Below are 15,417 nucleotides of genomic sequence, written 5' to 3'. Positions count from 1 at the left end.
CGCTGCTGCTTATTATGCGTTTTGAATATGATTAAGCCGCAGACGGTGCGTGATATTACGGCTTACCCTTTATATTGTTGTATCGGCATCAAAAGCAGGGATTGTTTGCGGTTTTGGGAGGGAAGAAGTTGAAAAGGACTTACCAGCCTAAGCGCAGGCGGCGCAAAAGGGTGCATGGGTTTCTAAAGAGGATGAGTACGAGATCGGGGCGCGAAGTTTTAAGGAGGAGGCGGCGTAAAGGTAGAAAGCGCTTGACTGCTTAAGGCCGGGAGTGGCCTTATAACATTTTTACTAGGGGGTCAGGATATGCTTCCTGCCGCCCGTAGGATCACCCGGACAGCGGAGTTTAGAAGGGTTTATCGGCAGGGGCGCAGGGTAGGTAGCAAGGCCCTCGTCTTATATTGGCGTCCGAATGACAAGGGATATACTCGGTTCGGTTTTTCCGTTTCGAAAAAGATAGGTCGCTCCGTGGTCCGCAACCGCTTGAAGAGGCTGTTACGGGAAGCCTGCCGGCGGCATTTAGCCTCCTTCCGGCCGGGATTTGACGTGGTTTTGGTGGCGCGGGAAGGCATTAGGGGATGGGGTTTTAAAGAAGTTCTGGGCGAGGTATTAACGTTGGGCCAACAGGCTAAACTGTTAGTGGATTCTGCAAGTGAAGGGGCGGAAGACCCTGGTTAAGGTGGCTGTTTTCATTATAAGGATGTATCAGCGGTTTCTTTCACCTTGGTGGGGACCCCGGTGCCGCTTTTATCCTAGCTGTTCCCATTATGCTGTGGAGGCTTTGGAGCGTTACGGTATACTGCGGGGGGGATGGCTGGTGGTAAGGCGCCTTATTAAATGCCATCCGTGGTATCCGGGCGGATATGACCCCGTGCCTTAGGTGCGTAGAGGGTAAAAAGGGGGATTTAGAAGTATCTTGGGCGGGCTAGTAGAGTTTCTATCACAATCGCTTCAATTTTTCTATAGTATAACCGGGGTGTTGGGTGTTCCCAACTACGGTCTAGCTATAATATTCTTCACTGTGGCCGTAAAGTTGCTGCTGTCGCCCCTCACGTACAAACAGCTGAAATCTATAAAGCGGATGCAGGAGTTGCAGCCCAAAATACAGGAGATACAGAAAAGGTATAAAAATAACCCGCAAAAGGCCCAACAGGCCATGCTAGAGCTTTACCGCGCCGAGAAAATAAATCCTTTAGGCGGCTGTTTGCCGCTACTGGTCCAGATGCCCATTTTGTTCGCCTTGTTTGCTGCCCTGAGGGACTTTTTTGATCCTCGGCGGAACCCGGCTGTGAACATGGAACATGCTAATTTCTTCTGGATTCCCAACTTGGGACAGGCGGATCCTTACTTCCTGCTACCGGTGCTGGTAGCAGTTACTACTTATTTACAGCAGCGGATTAGCATGGTAAATCCCCGGGACGGCTCGCAGAGAACCATGCTTGTTGTTATGCCCCTTCTTATCGGGTGGATGAGTAGCCACTTTCCGGCCGGGTTGGCTCTGTATTGGGTGGTATTTAGCGTAATGGGCATCCTGGAGCAGTGGTTGTTGCGGAGACAGCCGGGGTTGACGAAGGGGGAAGTCAGCGCTAAATGAGGGCTGTAGAAATGACGGGCAGAACGGTGGAGGAAGCTATTGAGGCGGCTTTACGAGCTTTGGGTGCGCGCAGGGATGAAGTGGAGATTGAGGTTTTGGAAGAGGGTAGTAAGGGTTTTTTAGGGCTATTGGGTTCCCGCCAGGCCAGAGTGAGGGTTAGCTTGTTGGAAAATCCGGAGAGGGCTATCAAGGGTTTTTTAGAGAAAGTTCTTAGTGCCATGGCTTTGGAGGCGGGTGTGGAGGTAAGAAGACGTGAGGATTATTTTTTGGTGAGCTTTTATGGCCGTGACCTTGGGCTTTTAATAGGGCGGCGGGGCGAAACTTTAAATGCTTTGCAGTATCTGACTAATCTGGCAGTAAGCCGCATGATAGGCGAGCGGGTGCGGATTGTTTTGGATGCGGAAGGGTACCGGAAGAGGAGGGAGCAGGCACTAGTTCGGTTGGCGCGGCGGCTTTCGGAGAGGGTTAAGCGCACCGGTAATAAGGTCGTGTTGGAACCTATGACTCCTCAGGAAAGAAGGATAATCCATACGGCCCTACAAAACGATTCTCAGGTTGTAACTTACAGCGAGGGGGAGGAGCCGAACCGTAAAGTAGTTATATGTCTGAGAAAGGGATGAAGGTTAAGGTTTAGGAAAAGATAAAAATGGTTTGGGATGGGGATGGGCAGGCCCAGTAATACATATTTCCGTATTACTGGGCTTTATGCTATCTTGGTAGAAAGGTGAGGAAAAGCTATAGGTGGTGGAGGTAAGTCGGGGTTGCTGGAGGATACCATAGCTGCCATATCCACCCCGTTAGGAGAGGGTGGCATAGGGATAATACGTATAAGCGGGCCGGAGGCTGTGAAGGTTGCTTCGAAGGTTTTTAAGCCCAAGAGGGGAGCCCCCCTGGAGGGTACGGCCAGCCACAGGGTACGGCTGGGCTTGGCTTTAGACCCTAAGACGGGTGAGGTTTTGGATGAGGTTTTGGCCCTGGTGATGAGGGCTCCCCGCAGCTACACCGCGGAAGATGTGGTGGAACTTCACTGTCACGGGGGTCCCCTGGCGTGTGCGCGGGTACTGGAGGCAGTGTTGAAGGCTGGGGCGAGGCTCGCGGAACCCGGGGAGTTCACGCGGCGGGCTTATCTTAACGGGAGGTTGGATTTAGCCCAGGCGGAGGCGGTTTTAAACATCATTAGAGCGCGCAGCCGGGCAGGGTTGTCCGCAGCGGTGAGGCAGCTGGAAGGGAGTTTGTCACGTAGGGTTAGGGAGATCAAGGACGCGATTGTAGGGGTATTGGCTGCAGTGGAGGCTAGTATCGATTTCCCCGAGGAGGTGGGGGAGCCGGGTACGGAGGTACGGGAAAGGCTGGGGAAAGTTAGGGAGGACCTGAAGGGTTTACTTGCGACTTGGGAGGAGGGTAAAATCTTAAGCCAGGGGATAAGGATAGCCCTGGTGGGCAGGCCCAATGTGGGTAAGTCCAGCTTGCTTAATGCTCTTTTAAAGGAGGAGCGGGCCATTGTAAGCGATATCCCGGGTACTACGCGGGATACCATTAAAGAGACGCTGCAGCTGGGGGGCCTTGCTTGCGAGCTGGTGGATACTGCCGGGTGGAGGGAGGCGGCGGAAGGGTTAGAAAGGATGGGAATAGCCAGGAGCCGGGAGGCTGCTTTGGCTGCGGATTTGGTACTGCTGGTGGTGGACCTTACGGTGGGTGTAACGAAGGAAGATAGAGAAATTAGGGAAAGTTTGAAGGATAAGCCCCTGGTGGTGGTGGGCAACAAAGTGGATGCAGTGGCAAGGGCGGAGGTAGAGCCGTTAAAGGATTTGGCTGGTTCATGGCCCTGGGTGGTGGTTTCGGCTAAAACGGGTGCGGGGCTTGAGGAGCTGGGAAGTAAAGTGCGGGGTCTTGTTTTAAGCGGTCAGGCTTTGAGGGCTCCGGATGAACCGTTATTGCTCCGTGAGAGGCATAAGGTGGCTTTAGAAAGGGCTTTAGAACATGTGGAGGATGCTCTGGCGGGGTGGTCGGAGGGGCTTCCATGGGACCTCATAAGCATCGACCTGCGGGGTGCTTGGGAGGCTGTAGGCGAAATTACGGGGGAGACCGCACAGGATGAACTTTTAGATCGCATTTTCAGCGAGTTCTGTTTAGGAAAGTGAGGATGGTGAGTGTTGATTTTCGAAGGAAAGGAGGGGGAAAGGAGATGTACCGGGCGGGAGATTATGATGTGATTGTAGTGGGAGCCGGACACGCCGGGTGCGAGGCCGCCCTGGCTTCGGCGCGCCTGGGTTGTCGGACTTTGCTTTTGACCTTGAGCTTAGAGGCTGTAGCTATGATGGCTTGCAACCCTTCGGTAGGCGGGCCCGGAAAGGGGCACCTGGTGCGCGAGGTAGATGCTCTGGGAGGCCAGATAGGGCTGAACACGGACCGGAGCCGGATTCAAATAAGAAGGCTTAATATGGGCAAAGGACCCGCGGTCAGGGCCTTGCGCGCCCAAACGGATAAAAAGCTTTACCAGCAGCTTATGCTTTTGACCCTCCTTAGGCAGCCTAATCTTGAACTTAAGCAGGCCACGGTTACCCGGGTGGTAACGGAGGGTGGCCGGGTCAAGGGAGTTGTTACCAGGACGGGGGCGTTTTTCGGCTGCCGGAGCTTGGTGGTGACTACGGGGACGTATCTTAGGGGCCGCATTATAATCGGTGATGTAACCTATGAGGGTGGTCCTAACGGGCAGTTTCCCGCGGTAGAGCTAGCGGAAAGCCTGCGGGAGCTGGGCCTTAGAATGGGCCGCTTTAAGACGGGAACTCCTCCCCGGGTAAACAGGAGGTCGGTCGATTTTTCTAAGATGATCGAACAACCCGGGGATGAGGGACCGCTGTATTTTTCCTTCTGGGAGGAAACGCCTAACCGGCCTAATGTACCCTGCTGGTTGACCTATACGAATGAAAGGACGCACCAGATCATCCGAGACAATTTGCATCGGGCTCCGCTGTTTACGGGTCTTATAGAGGGCCGGGGTCCACGGTATTGTCCTTCCATTGAGGACAAGGTAGTTAGGTTCGACCGGCCGGCCCACCAGGTTTTCCTTGAGCCGGAAGGGCTGGGTACGGATGAGATGTACGTGCAGGGGGTGTCCACCAGTCTGCCGGAGGACGTGCAGATCGAGGTGTTGCGCAGCATCCGGGGTCTGGAGAGGGCGGAAATGGTGCGTCCCGGTTATGCTATTGAATATGATTACGTGGATCCGACCCAGCTCAAATTGACCTTGGAGTGCAAGGATATACCTGGGCTTTTGTTGGCCGGGCAGATAAACGGTACTTCCGGATATGAGGAGGCGGCCGCCCAGGGGCTTATAGCCGGTATCAACGCTGCCTGCCTGGCTAAGGAAAGGGAGGGCCTGGTTGTTAGCCGGTCTGAGGGTTATATAGGAGTGTTGATCGATGACCTGGTGACGCGCGGAGTAACCGAGCCGTACCGGATGCTCACCTCCCGGGCTGAGCACAGGCTTTTGTTGCGAGAGGATAATGCGGACCTTCGTTTGGCCGAGAAGGGTTATAGGGTAGGTCTGTTGGACGGGGCCCGCTTTGAGGCCTTTTGTCGCAAGAGGGAGGCCATATCCAGGGCTTTAGAGGACTTGCGGAGCCGGCAGGTCGGGCCGGATGCGGAGGAACTGCAGGATTTGCTGGCGGAGAAGGGGGAGAGCCCCCTTAAGGGTCCGGCAAGCCTTGCGGAAATTTTAAAGCGGCCGCGTATTACTTTAAGAGATCTTCAGGTTAGGGGGCTTTTTCCCGAGCTGGAACCTGCCGTGGCGGAAGAAGTAGAGATCACTTTGAAATACGAAGGGTATATCGCCAAGGAAAAAGCCCAGGTGGAAAAGCTGGCCCGGTTGGAAGGTCGCCGCATACCGCCCGACTTAGATTACTACGAGATAAAAGGGTTGTCGCGGGAAGGGCAGGAGCGGCTGAGCAAGGTACGTCCGGAAACGGTGGGTCAGGCCCTCCGTGTGCCGGGGGTTACTCCTGCGGACGTGAGCCTGTTACTTGTCTATTTGGAGGAGAGGCGGCGCAGGTCCGGGGGGAATGAGGGTTTGCGGGCGGCAAGGTAAGCTTTAGATCAGTTTTGGAGCCGGGGGTAGCTTTGGGATGGGGAGCCAGGATAATTCGGTAGAGCTACGGCTTTTTTTAGAAGAGCAGGGCTTGACGTTGGAGGAGGAAAGAGCGCTGCTCCTTTACCGTTACGGTAAGATGCTGAAGGAGGCGGGTTCTAGGTTTAACGTTACGGGCGTGAAGGAGGAGAAGGAAATCTGGAGGAAGCATTTTCTGGATTCCCTTCTCCTTTTTTTTGCCGTGGAGGTTCCGCCGGGCGCGCGAGTGGTGGATATCGGTACGGGTGCAGGTATTCCCGGGTTGGTAATTAAGATTTACAGGCCCGACCTTGAAGTTTCCTTGGTGGACAGTAACCGGAAAAGGTTGGGTTTCGTACAGGGGGTAGTGAAGGAATTGGGGTTGGAGGACGTGGAGTGTGTGGTGGCGCGGGTAGAAGAGTTGGGTAGGCGGAAGGGTTGGCGGGAATGCTTCGACTTGGCTCTGGCTCGGGCTGTAGCGGAGTTGAGGGTGCTGGTGGAATACGGTCTGCCCTTGTTGAAGATGGGGGGGAGGCTTGCGGCGTACAAGGGACCCCGGGCTGAGGAGGAAGTGGAGAGGGCAGGCCGCGCCCTGGATACCATCGGTGGCACGGTGGAGAAGATGTGGAGGGGGCGCCTTCCGGATGGAGGTGAGGAGCGCAGGATAGTTGTTATCCGGAAGGTTGCTGCAACGTCGTCGGAGTGGCCGAGGCGGGTGGGAATTCCTGCTAAGAGGCCTCTTTAAGTATCTGGCCGGGGTGAGGATGTCGCCTCTGGGGCGGGAGTTTTACGAAACGGCCTCTTTATGTGGAGCGGATGGTTCTGGTATAGTAGAAGGCGGAGATGAAGAAGAGAGACCGCTAGGTACAGGTTACAGGAACGAAGCGGGTGGGAGGTAAGGTTCCATGGGGAGGGTTATTGCCATAGCCAATCAAAAAGGAGGGGTTGGAAAGACAACTACTGCGGTTAATTTGAGCGCATGTCTCGCTGAAGAGGGGAAGAAAGTCCTCTTGGTGGACATAGACCCGCAGGGTAACGCTACCAGCGGGGTGGGCATTGACCGTTTTAGGGTGGAACACTCAATATACGATGTGCTTATCGAAGGGGTTCCTTTGGAGGCGGTCATAGTTCCTACGGCGGTAAGGGGTTTACAGGTGGCGCCGGCTACCATGGAGCTTGCCGGAGCTGAGGTAGAGCTGGTTAACGCTGTCGCTAGGGAGGAACGTTTGAAAAAAGCGCTGGTCGGGGTTAAGGAGGACTATGATTTTGTTATTATTGATTGCCCTCCCTCTTTAGGCCTTCTCACCCTGAATGCTTTAACTGCTGCGGACCGGGTTTTGATCCCCATTCAGTGCGAGTATTATGCTTTGGAAGGCCTAGGCCAGCTTATGAACACGGTGCGGCTTGTATCGAGGCATCTGAACCCTGGCCTTGAGGTCGAAGGGGTGGTTCTTACCATGTTTGACCCCCGCACCAATCTGGCCATCCAGGTGGTAGAGGAAGTAAAAGGTTATTTCCGGGATAAGGTGTTCCGAAGCCTTATACCGCGAAACGTAAGGCTGAGCGAGGCTCCCAGTTACGGGCAACCCATAACTTTGTACGACCCCCGTTCCCGGGGCGCGGAGGCTTACCGGGAACTGGCTAAGGAGGTGCTTGCCAATGGCTAAACGGGGGCTGGGACGCGGGTTGGGTGCTTTGCTGCCGGACATCAGGGATAAAGAGGATTCTTCGGGGGTCCAGCTTTTGCCGGTGGACAGTATTATACCCGGGAAGCACCAACCGCGGGAAGATTTTGATGAGGAAAAGCTGGCCGAGCTGGTAGATTCGATCCGGGTGCACGGAGTGATTCAGCCAGTTATTGTACGGCCCGTGGGGGAAGGGCGTTATGAATTGGTGGCCGGCGAGCGGCGCTGGCGGGCGTGCAAGGCGGCGGAAGTGAAGGAAATACCGGCGTTGGTCAGGGAGTTGGATGAGCGGCAGGTGCGGGAGATAGCCCTTATTGAGAATGTGCAGAGGGAGGACTTGAACCCTCTGGAGGAGGCCAGGGCTTATGAGGCCTTGATGGTGGAGTACGGGCTTACTCAGGAGGAGATAGCTTCACGTGTAGGTAAGAGCCGCCCGGTTATTGCCAATGCGCTGAGGCTTTTACAGCTTCCCGCGGCGGTACAAGAGATGCTCCGGAGGGGTGAGCTTTCGGCTGGGCATGCCCGGGCCCTTCTGTCCCTCGAAGATGCGGACTTACAGGTCCGGGCGGCGGAGGAGGTTGTGGAGCGGGGCTTGAGTGTGCGGGAGACGGAGGAGTTGGTGCGTCGCTGGCAGGGGAAGGCCCCCCAAGGACGGAAGGCTGGATCTGTAAGGGTTTCGGAGGAGGCGGACTGGGAGTTAGAGGCGATGAGAGAGGCGTTGGAGGAGCGGTTCGGCACGGCGGTTAAGATCCGGCGGATGCGTCAGGGCGGGCGTATTGAAATTTATTATTACAGTGAGGGAGAGTTAGAGCGTTTGTTGCAGGTGTTGGGAGGGGAGATGGTATCATTATAAGTATTTCGTGTGGAGAATGTTTCACGTGAAACATTTTATGTGTCCTCGGGCAGTAACTTTATAACCACAGGAGGGGAAAACAAGTTATGTTAGACGAGACCCTTAAGGAAAAGTTAGAGCGGCTGAAAGAGATATTAGCTGGGTTGGAGACTGTAGTGGTAGCCTACTCGGGCGGGGTGGACAGTACATTTCTTCTACGCGTGGCCCGGGAAGCCGCGGAAAAGGTCCTGGCCGTTACGGCGATTTCTCCTACTTACCCTCAATCTGAGCTGGACCAAGCGCAAAGGCTGGCCCAGAGCCTGGGTGTGGAACACCTGGTAGTAGAAAGTCATGAAATGGACAACCCCAATTTTTGCGCTAATCCGGCCGATAGGTGCTATTACTGCAAAAGCGAGCTTTTCAGCCGCCTCCAGGCTATAGCGGCGGAGAGGGGCTTTAAAGCCGTAGTAGACGGCTCCAACGCCGAAGACGCGGGCGACTTCCGTCCCGGAATGCGAGCAGCCCGGGAATACGGTGTAAGGAGCCCGCTCCTGGAGGCGGGCCTCACCAAAGAAGAAATAAGGAAGCTCTCCCGCTACTACAATCTGCCCACCTGGGATAAGCCGGCCATGGCCTGCCTGTCCTCTCGTATCCCCTATGGCGAGCCCATTACTCTTGAAAAAATAAAGCAAGTAGCAGAGGGGGAAGCTTTTCTGCGCAGCCTGGGCCTTAGGGAGGTGCGCCTCCGGCACCACGGCCCTATAGCCCGCCTGGAAGTGAGCCCCGCAGCCTTCCCACTACTGATCACCGCAGGAACGAGGGAAAGGATCATCACGACCTTGAAAAGCCTGGGCTTTACCTATGTGACTCTGGACCTGGAGGGTTTCCGCAGTGGGAGCATGAACCAACTCTTAAAGCAGGGGGCAGGTGCCGGAAAATGAAGGTGGCCTATCTCGATTGTTTTTCTGGTATCAGCGGAGATATGTTCCTGGGAGCACTCCTGTCCTGTGGGTTAAGCCTGGAAGACCTTAAGGCGGGGTTAAAGTGCCTTCCCCTCGAGGGCTGGGAGCTTAAGGTTGAAAGGGTACGCCAGCACGGTATAGAGGCCGTGGACGTAGAGGTCAGGGTACAAGGCTCCCATCCGGAGCGCCACCTCCAAGATATACTGGGTATAGTCCGGTCCTCTTCGCTGCCTGCGGCCGTGCAAGAAAAGGCCGAGGCTACCTTTCAGCGCCTGGCCGCGGCCGAGGCGCGCGTGCACGGTATTGCGCCGGAGGCGGTCCATTTTCACGAAGTCGGGGCAGTGGATGCCATTATCGATATTGTGGGCACCTGCTGGGGGCTTTATCACCTGGGCATAGAGGAGGTACATTGCTCACCCCTGCCCTTAGGTTCCGGCTGGGTGCGCTGCCGCCACGGGGAACTTCCCGTACCCGCGCCGGCCACCGCGTACCTTCTGGAGGGCGTTCCCGTTTACGGGAGCGAAGTTCAGGCAGAGCTGGTCACTCCTACGGGCGCAGCCCTGGCCACTACCCTAGCTTCCTCCTTTGGCCCCCTACCCCCCATGAAAATTTCGGCCTGCGGTTACGGAGCAGGTAAAACTCCCTTAAGCCGGCCCAATCTCCTGAGGATATTTATAGGGGAACCCTGGCCGAACCCCGGCCAAGAAGATTTTTTTTTAAACGATAAGGTCCTGGTGGTAGAGACAAATATAGACGATATGAACCCGGAATTTTTCCCACACCTGGTGGAAGAAGTTCTGGCTGCCGGAGCTGTAGACGCCTTTTTCACCCCGGTCCACATGAAAAAGGGGCGGCCGGGGGTTGTCTTTACGGCCCTGTGTCCCCCTGCCAGCCTGGATGCCGTGGCTTTGGCTTTATTCCGCCACTCCACTACCCTGGGCTTGCGTGTGCGGGAGGAAGCACGGCTGGTGGCCAAGCGTGAAGTCTGCACAGTCCCCACAGAGTACGGGGAAGTCTTGGTTAAATGGGGGGTCCTCCACCCTTCCCGGGAAAAGGAAGCAATACTCAACGTCGCGCCCGAATTTGAATCCTGTTACCGCATATCCAAGGAGAAGGGCGTACCGTTAAAGGAGGTCTACGCTGCGGCCCTCGCCGCGGCCAGGGCCTCCGGCCCGCCGCCCACCCTTACCGGGTGACCAGTCGGCCAGACCGACCTTAACACAGGGTTCGTCCTACCGCTTCCCTTACCCTCTTTGCCCCTCCTTAAATGGGAGGGGCTCCCTCACCCCTCTGGGATTCTAAGAGGGAAAGGCACAGGGCGCTCCAGCGTAAAATCAATTTGAGGGCTGCTTTGTAAGCACCGGGAGGGATTTAGCCACTATGCTCGCACAAATCACCCGCTGGGCGGAGTTTATTTACCCTTACATACCCTATATAAGTGCAATGGTCCTGGTAGCAATCATTATTTTAACGGCTCTTACGCTTTATGCCACAAGTGAAATAAAACGCCTGGATCGCAGGCTGCGGCGGTTGGCGGGCGCGGGAGAGGGCGAGGATATTAAGGAGGTACTGGAGCGCTTCCGGGACATAAAGGATGTAAAAAACCAGATGGATCGCTTGGAGGAGAAAATCCAGCATATTCTGGAGAACCTGGAAAACGCCCTCTGCCGGGTGGGGATGGTCCGCTTTAACGCCTTTTCTGATACAGGAAGCGAATTGAGCTTTGCCTTGGCCGTCCTGTCCAAGGAAGGCGACGGTTTTATCCTCACGAGCCTTTACTCCCGGGATGAGACGAGGGTATTTTTAAAGCCTGTAAAGCGCGGCCGCCCCCTTTACCGGTTAAGCGAAGAAGAGGAGAAAGCCCTGCAGATAGCCTTAGGTTATATTACGGCCTGAGGGGAAAAAATAAAGCGGGGGTGAAAGCTCAATGCTTTTCAAAGACCGCAAGGAGGCAGGGGAAAAACTCGCCCGAGCCCTAAGGTCCTTTTCGGGACGGAATGCCCTGCTACTGGCCATCCCCCGGGGAGGGGTGGTAGTCGGGCAGCCGGTTGCGGAAGCCCTGGAGGCCGAGTTAGATGTTATTATCCCCCGCAAGGTGGGGGCTCCGGGCAATAGAGAACTGGCCGTTGCGGCGGTGGCCCCGGACGGGACTGTCCTGTATAACGAAAAGGCCCTTAACTTGCTGGGATTGCGTAAAGAAGACCTACTACCGGAGATCGACAGGGAGATTAGAGAGATCAGGCGCCGCTTGGAAGTCTACCGGCGAGGGCGGGAGGAGCCTACAATAAAGGGCAGGGTGGTCATTGTCATAGATGACGGCCTGGCTACGGGATTCACCATGGAGGCCGCCTTGACCTCCCTTCGGAAAAAGGAGCCCCGGGAACTCGTCCTGGCGGTGCCCGTAGCACCGCCTGAAACCTTGGAAAGGTTACGCCCACTGGTGGAGGAGGCGGTATGCCTGGCCACACCGGAACCCTTCTATGCCGTAGGCCAGTTTTATTTATCTTTTCCCCAAGTAGAGGACGAGGAGGTACTCGCTATTCTAGGGAAGGGCTATTGTAAGCCCTGAACAGCAGGATAGGAATCTAAACCATAGGCCTGGCGAACCCCGTGGTAGATAGCCAGAGCTATCCTTTCGGCCATGCGCATGACGAGGCTTAACCGGGTGTTTTGCAGTACAAAATACTCCATATACCCGCCGACGTTTACTATCCCCGTGAAGTGAACATCACCTACGGCTGGCAGGACCTTGTTCACTCCAGCCCCCGGCCGGAGGGCCCCGGGAGATAAGGTGATGGTGCCTACGCTGTCGACCTGGCCCAGACAGGCGTCTACCGCTATTATGAAGGGGTCGGGAAAGCTGGTGCGCATCTCGTCCAGCTTTTCAGTAAGATTGCTGGCATGGACAGGATCCTCCAGGGTACCGAAAACGCAAGCCGGGAAATCGGCAAAGGATACGAGTTTGGTTCCCACCAGAGGCCCCAGACTGTCTCCTGTAGACCGATCGGTACCGATACTTAAGACCACCACGGGCCGCGTGTGCCCGGGATTAAGCCGCAGGAGGTACTCCTTTAGCCCGGAACTCAGCTTCTCTACAACCAAAGGATCCTGATAGTGAAATTTAAGCTTTCCGAGGGAACCGGAGTTTTCCACAAGATGGCGGGAGATAAAAGGAAGTGCAACCATAACTTCCCTCCTGTAACAACATCGTGGCTACAGTATATGCTATTTCTGCCTTTTTTATACGCAAGTTTAAGAGCAGCCTAGACCCCGCTACATAAGATATAATATGATGAACGGTTACACCTCTCGACCAAGCGCAAGGATTAAAGTTAAAGAGAGCGGGGGAGGATTTTTCTTCTCGTTTGTCGAACATTTTTTATTCAAAGGGCCAGAAAGGAGTGTAAATTCATGCTTGCCCGCGCCTTAAAACGCAGGCTAAAGATAGGAGGGTGCGCGGCCACTATTGCCCTATCTTTAATCCTGGCCCTAGCCACAATCCAGGGCTGTACTCACCGAGCAAAGGCGAACGCAGAAATACCACCAGCCTTAAGTTCCAGCAAGCAAATCCGCACCATTTTGGATAAACAGGAGCTACAGCAGGTGCTCGTTTATTATGCTACGCCCGACGGCCGCTATTTGGTGCCCGTCACGGTGGGAATCAACCCGACCCGCGAATTGGCGAAAACAGCGGTGGAGAAGCTTTTGGCCGGACCGGCCCGGGAGGGTCTCGCCCGCACTATACCTGAAGGTACCAAGCTTAAAGAGATATACTCCTTAACTGGAGAGAACACCGCCTACGTGGACCTAACCAAGGAGTTCCTCCAGCTCAAAAGCGCTAAAGAAGCAAAGCTAGCCCTCGACTCTTTGGCACTTACTCTCACGGAGCTAGGGGGTATAGATAGCATAACGGTTTTAGTGGAGGGCCAAAAGATAGAAAGGCTAGGCGATCTCGAGGTACGGGAACCCGTAAGGCGACCCCCGGCCGTAAACCCGATACTTGAAGGCCAGGGGGCGAGCAGTGATACGGTACAGGTCTACTTTAGCGATAAAAATGCCCTTTACCTTATTCCCATTACCATACCTGTCCCCAAAGGCAAGGAAGGGGAGAGGGAGCGGGTGGCCCTCGAAGCTTTAATAAAGGGCCCTCCGCCCGGTAGCGGCCTGCTTCCCACTGTTTGGCCAGGAACGAAACTAATCAATTTCTTTATAAGGGATGGAGTAGCCTGGGTCAACTTTAGCCAGGAGGCCCTTGCCTACGGGGGAGGCTCTACTGCAGAAAGAATGTTTGTCAATTCTGTGCTTCTCACCTTGACGGAAGCTGTGACAGTAAATAAAGTACAATTTTTATTCGAAGGAGAAAAGCGAGTTCACCTCCCGGAAGGGACACCGGTGGACCAACCTCTTCCCCGGCCTGAACAGATCAATATGATCTACTAGCGGCCTTTAGTGTACGCTTATCTGGATGCGCCGCTGTTTCTGCTGGGCTGCCTTGGGGAGGCGTATTTCCAAAATGCCGTTTTGGTAGGAAGCAGTAGCCTTTTCAGGCTCTACTTCCGCCGGCAGTCCTATGGTTCTGGCGAAGGTGCCGTAGAAGCGCTCCGTACGGTGATAGTTACGATCCGAGGCTTCCTGGGATCGCTTTATCTCTCCCCGTATGGTAAGAGAATCCTCCGTAGCGGTTATTTCCACGTCGTCCTTAGAGACCAGGCCGGGGAGTTCAGCAGTTACCACTACCTCGCGGTCAGTCTGGTAAAGATCGAGTCGCGGCCCTTCTGCCAGCCCGCCTAGCCAAGTACCGGGCCAGGCCCGCATAAGCTCATCCCGAAAACTGGCCAGTTCCCGCCAAGGCCAAAGGCCCTCGCGCCACTGGCGCCAAGGGGTAATTTCCATGCTTGCTCAGCCTCCTTAAAGATTTTCCATGGACGGAGCCACTCCGGACGAATGCCGTTGCGCTCCGGTAGTCATTTATTAGATTTTATATTTTAGGCGATATTATGCATGGGAGGAGAAGTTTTGTCGATGGAAAAAGAGACACGGCCCGGAGAGTACGAGCTACGGATTAGACGCTTTCAAGAGAAGCTAAAAGAAAAGGACTTACAGGGGGCCCTGGTTTTTCAGCCAGCAGACCTCTTTTACTTGGCCGGCGCCTGTCCGGACGGCCACCTTTTTATTCCTTCGGAAGGCAAACCGGTTCTTTTAGGCTACGGAGGACTGGAAAGGGCGAGGGAAGAAGCGGCCTGGCAGCCGGTATTTCCCGTAACGGGCTTCCGGGACATACGCCGCGTGCTTATAGAGTTGGGTTTTAAGGATTTAAAGAGGTTGGGTACGGAAATGGATGTCATCCCTCTAAAGCTTTTTTCCCGTTACCAGACCCTCTTTCCGGATTGCGAGTGGCAGGATATAAGCCCTGATATACGTGTCTTGCGGATGGTAAAGTCGCCTGGAGAAATAGAAGCCATACGTTATGCAGCCTCCCGGCATTCTGAAGTGTTCCACTACATAAAGGACCGTATCCGGCCGGGAATGACGGAGCTGGAGATAGCGGCGGATTTAGAAGGGTACGCGCGGCGCCTGGGACACCAAGGTCGGGTCCGCTTCCGCGGGCTAGAGCAGGGGATGCCTGCTGGAGTGGTGGCCGCAGGCAGAAGCGGCACTTATAACGTCGGCGTTCCGTGGACAGTAGGCGGGCATGGCCTTTCCGGACTTTACCCCATGGGGGCAGGCAACCGCAGGTGGGAGCCAGGGGAACCCCTGCTGGTGGATTATCCAGGAGCATATGGGGATTACCTGGTAGACCAGACCAGGGTATACTTTACCGGCCAGGTGGAGCGCACCCTGGAACGAGCCCAGGCCGTAGCCTGCGAAATCGCAGAATTTCTGGCCGAAGCCGCCCGGCCGGGAGCAGTAGCGGGAGAGCTTTATGCCTTGGCAGAAAAAAAGGCCCGGCAGGCGGGCTTAGCCGAATACTTCATGGGCTTTGAGAGAAAGGCGGGCTTTGTCGGCCACGGCGTGGGGTTAGAACTAAACGAGTGGCCGGTTTTGGCACCGGGGGAGGAGACGGTGCTTCAAGCAGGTATGGTGGTGGCCATCGAACCGAAATTCGTTTTCCCCGGCTGGGGTGCGGTGGGCGTGGAGGATACCTACCTCATTACCGAGCACGGGGCCAGACGCCTCACGCAGGGATAGAGGTCCTTCCCTGGATTACTTTTGCAACGGTAGGGCCGATGGAGGCCTTT

General features: G+C 55.4%; 18 protein-coding genes. 16 read left to right on the top strand and 2 right to left on the bottom strand.

What is annotated here, in order from left to right; all coding sequences use genetic code 11:
• Positions 1 to 128 precede the first annotated feature (128 nt).
• The 14 genes from rpmH to L5656_RS00765 all read left to right on the top strand — a co-directional run bounded on the left by rpmH (position 129) and on the right by L5656_RS00765 (position 11,747).
• Positions 129 to 263, top strand: coding sequence for a 50S ribosomal protein L34 (gene rpmH, locus L5656_RS00830; protein WP_297197622.1), 135 nt, complete (start codon positions 129 to 131; stop codon positions 261 to 263).
• A 43-nt stretch (positions 264 to 306) separates the two neighbouring features.
• Positions 307 to 678, top strand: a complete 372-nt coding sequence (gene rnpA / locus L5656_RS00825; protein ID WP_297197619.1) for a ribonuclease P protein component — start codon at positions 307 to 309, stop codon at positions 676 to 678.
• Positions 653 to 880 carry a membrane protein insertion efficiency factor YidD gene (gene yidD, locus L5656_RS00820; RefSeq protein WP_297197615.1) on the top strand — a complete coding sequence of 76 codons (228 nt, stop codon included), beginning with the start codon at positions 653 to 655 and terminating at the stop codon, positions 878 to 880. The genes rnpA and yidD overlap by 26 nt, the downstream gene beginning before the upstream one ends.
• Positions 881 to 916: 36 nt before the next feature.
• A complete protein-coding gene (locus L5656_RS00815) occupies positions 917 to 1,594 on the top strand; it encodes a YidC/Oxa1 family membrane protein insertase (protein ID WP_297197612.1) in 678 nt (225 codons plus the stop codon).
• On the top strand, positions 1,591 to 2,214 hold the full coding sequence (gene jag, locus L5656_RS00810; RefSeq protein ID WP_297197610.1) for an RNA-binding cell elongation regulator Jag/EloR: 624 nt from the start codon (positions 1,591 to 1,593) through the stop codon (positions 2,212 to 2,214). Before L5656_RS00815 ends, jag begins: the two co-directional genes overlap by 4 nt.
• Before the next feature lie 141 nt (positions 2,215 to 2,355).
• Complete coding sequence (gene mnmE / locus L5656_RS00805) at positions 2,356 to 3,735, top strand: tRNA uridine-5-carboxymethylaminomethyl(34) synthesis GTPase MnmE (RefSeq protein WP_297197608.1); 1,380 nt, start codon at positions 2,356 to 2,358, stop codon at positions 3,733 to 3,735.
• Between the two features lie 44 nt (positions 3,736 to 3,779).
• Positions 3,780 to 5,681 (top strand): tRNA uridine-5-carboxymethylaminomethyl(34) synthesis enzyme MnmG, encoded by a 1,902-nt coding sequence (gene mnmG, locus L5656_RS00800; protein WP_297197605.1) that lies wholly within the window; start codon positions 3,780 to 3,782, stop codon positions 5,679 to 5,681.
• A 37-nt stretch (positions 5,682 to 5,718) separates the two neighbouring features.
• A complete protein-coding gene (gene rsmG / locus L5656_RS00795; RefSeq protein ID WP_297197603.1) occupies positions 5,719 to 6,444 on the top strand; it encodes a 16S rRNA (guanine(527)-N(7))-methyltransferase RsmG in 726 nt (241 codons plus the stop codon).
• 160 nt (positions 6,445 to 6,604) lie between these two features.
• On the top strand, positions 6,605 to 7,366 hold the full coding sequence (locus L5656_RS00790; RefSeq protein WP_297197600.1) for a ParA family protein: 762 nt from the start codon (positions 6,605 to 6,607) through the stop codon (positions 7,364 to 7,366).
• Positions 7,359 to 8,237: a ParB/RepB/Spo0J family partition protein gene (locus tag L5656_RS00785; protein WP_297197597.1), complete on the top strand. Its 879-nt coding sequence runs from the start codon at positions 7,359 to 7,361 to the stop codon at positions 8,235 to 8,237. The genes L5656_RS00790 and L5656_RS00785 overlap by 8 nt, the downstream gene beginning before the upstream one ends.
• Positions 8,238 to 8,323: 86 nt before the next feature.
• Entirely contained in the window at positions 8,324 to 9,157 is an 834-nt protein-coding gene (larE, locus tag L5656_RS00780) for an ATP-dependent sacrificial sulfur transferase LarE (RefSeq protein WP_297197594.1), read from the top strand.
• On the top strand, positions 9,154 to 10,374 hold the full coding sequence (gene larC, locus L5656_RS00775) for a nickel pincer cofactor biosynthesis protein LarC (RefSeq protein ID WP_297197591.1): 1,221 nt from the start codon (positions 9,154 to 9,156) through the stop codon (positions 10,372 to 10,374). Before larE ends, larC begins: the two co-directional genes overlap by 4 nt.
• A 184-nt stretch (positions 10,375 to 10,558) precedes the next feature.
• On the top strand, positions 10,559 to 11,074 hold the full coding sequence (locus L5656_RS00770; RefSeq protein WP_297197588.1) for a DUF4446 family protein: 516 nt from the start codon (positions 10,559 to 10,561) through the stop codon (positions 11,072 to 11,074).
• A gap of 31 nt (positions 11,075 to 11,105) precedes the next feature.
• Complete coding sequence (locus L5656_RS00765; RefSeq protein WP_297197584.1) at positions 11,106 to 11,747, top strand: phosphoribosyltransferase; 642 nt, start codon at positions 11,106 to 11,108, stop codon at positions 11,745 to 11,747.
• Here the strand turns inward: L5656_RS00765 and yyaC are convergent.
• Complete coding sequence (yyaC, locus tag L5656_RS00760; protein ID WP_297197582.1) at positions 11,732 to 12,364, bottom strand: spore protease YyaC; 633 nt, start codon at positions 12,362 to 12,364, stop codon at positions 11,732 to 11,734. The two genes, L5656_RS00765 and yyaC, sit on opposite strands and share 16 nt — an antisense overlap.
• Positions 12,365 to 12,589: 225 nt before the next feature.
• Between yyaC and L5656_RS00755 the strand changes: the two genes are divergently transcribed.
• Positions 12,590 to 13,618, top strand: coding sequence for a GerMN domain-containing protein (locus tag L5656_RS00755; RefSeq protein ID WP_297197578.1), 1,029 nt, complete (start codon positions 12,590 to 12,592; stop codon positions 13,616 to 13,618).
• A gap of 6 nt (positions 13,619 to 13,624) precedes the next feature.
• Here L5656_RS00755 and L5656_RS00750 read toward each other — a convergent pair whose 3' ends face one another.
• Complete coding sequence (locus L5656_RS00750) at positions 13,625 to 14,071, bottom strand: Hsp20/alpha crystallin family protein (RefSeq protein ID WP_297197575.1); 447 nt, start codon at positions 14,069 to 14,071, stop codon at positions 13,625 to 13,627.
• A gap of 129 nt (positions 14,072 to 14,200) precedes the next feature.
• Between L5656_RS00750 and L5656_RS00745 the strand changes: the two genes are divergently transcribed.
• Positions 14,201 to 15,367 carry a M24 family metallopeptidase gene (locus tag L5656_RS00745; protein WP_297197766.1) on the top strand — a complete coding sequence of 389 codons (1,167 nt, stop codon included), beginning with the start codon at positions 14,201 to 14,203 and terminating at the stop codon, positions 15,365 to 15,367.
• Positions 15,368 to 15,417 lie beyond the last annotated feature (50 nt).

The organism is Thermanaeromonas sp. (assembly GCF_021890735.1).
Lineage (GTDB): Bacteria > Bacillota > DSM-521 > Neomoorellales > Neomoorellaceae > Thermanaeromonas.
The sequence above is the reverse complement of the archived record's forward strand: the minus strand, read 5'-3'. Positions and strand labels throughout refer to the sequence as shown.

Coding starts and splice junctions, on each gene's coding strand:
- rnpA (WP_297197619.1), top strand. CDS start 307: ATGCTTCCTGCCGCCCGTAGGATCACCCGGACAGCGGAGTTTAGAAGG.
- jag (WP_297197610.1), top strand. CDS start 1,591: ATGAGGGCTGTAGAAATGACGGGCAGAACGGTGGAGGAAGCTATTGAG.
- mnmG (WP_297197605.1), top strand. CDS start 3,780: ATGTACCGGGCGGGAGATTATGATGTGATTGTAGTGGGAGCCGGACAC.
- rsmG (WP_297197603.1), top strand. CDS start 5,719: ATGGGGAGCCAGGATAATTCGGTAGAGCTACGGCTTTTTTTAGAAGAG.
- L5656_RS00790 (WP_297197600.1), top strand. CDS start 6,605: ATGGGGAGGGTTATTGCCATAGCCAATCAAAAAGGAGGGGTTGGAAAG.
- L5656_RS00785 (WP_297197597.1), top strand. CDS start 7,359: ATGGCTAAACGGGGGCTGGGACGCGGGTTGGGTGCTTTGCTGCCGGAC.
- larE (WP_297197594.1), top strand. CDS start 8,324: ATGTTAGACGAGACCCTTAAGGAAAAGTTAGAGCGGCTGAAAGAGATA.
- larC (WP_297197591.1), top strand. CDS start 9,154: ATGAAGGTGGCCTATCTCGATTGTTTTTCTGGTATCAGCGGAGATATG.
- L5656_RS00770 (WP_297197588.1), top strand. CDS start 10,559: ATGCTCGCACAAATCACCCGCTGGGCGGAGTTTATTTACCCTTACATA.
- L5656_RS00765 (WP_297197584.1), top strand. CDS start 11,106: ATGCTTTTCAAAGACCGCAAGGAGGCAGGGGAAAAACTCGCCCGAGCC.
- yyaC (WP_297197582.1), bottom strand. CDS start 12,364: ATGGTTGCACTTCCTTTTATCTCCCGCCATCTTGTGGAAAACTCCGGT.
- L5656_RS00755 (WP_297197578.1), top strand. CDS start 12,590: ATGCTTGCCCGCGCCTTAAAACGCAGGCTAAAGATAGGAGGGTGCGCG.
- L5656_RS00750 (WP_297197575.1), bottom strand. CDS start 14,071: ATGGAAATTACCCCTTGGCGCCAGTGGCGCGAGGGCCTTTGGCCTTGG.
- L5656_RS00745 (WP_297197766.1), top strand. CDS start 14,201: ATGGAAAAAGAGACACGGCCCGGAGAGTACGAGCTACGGATTAGACGC.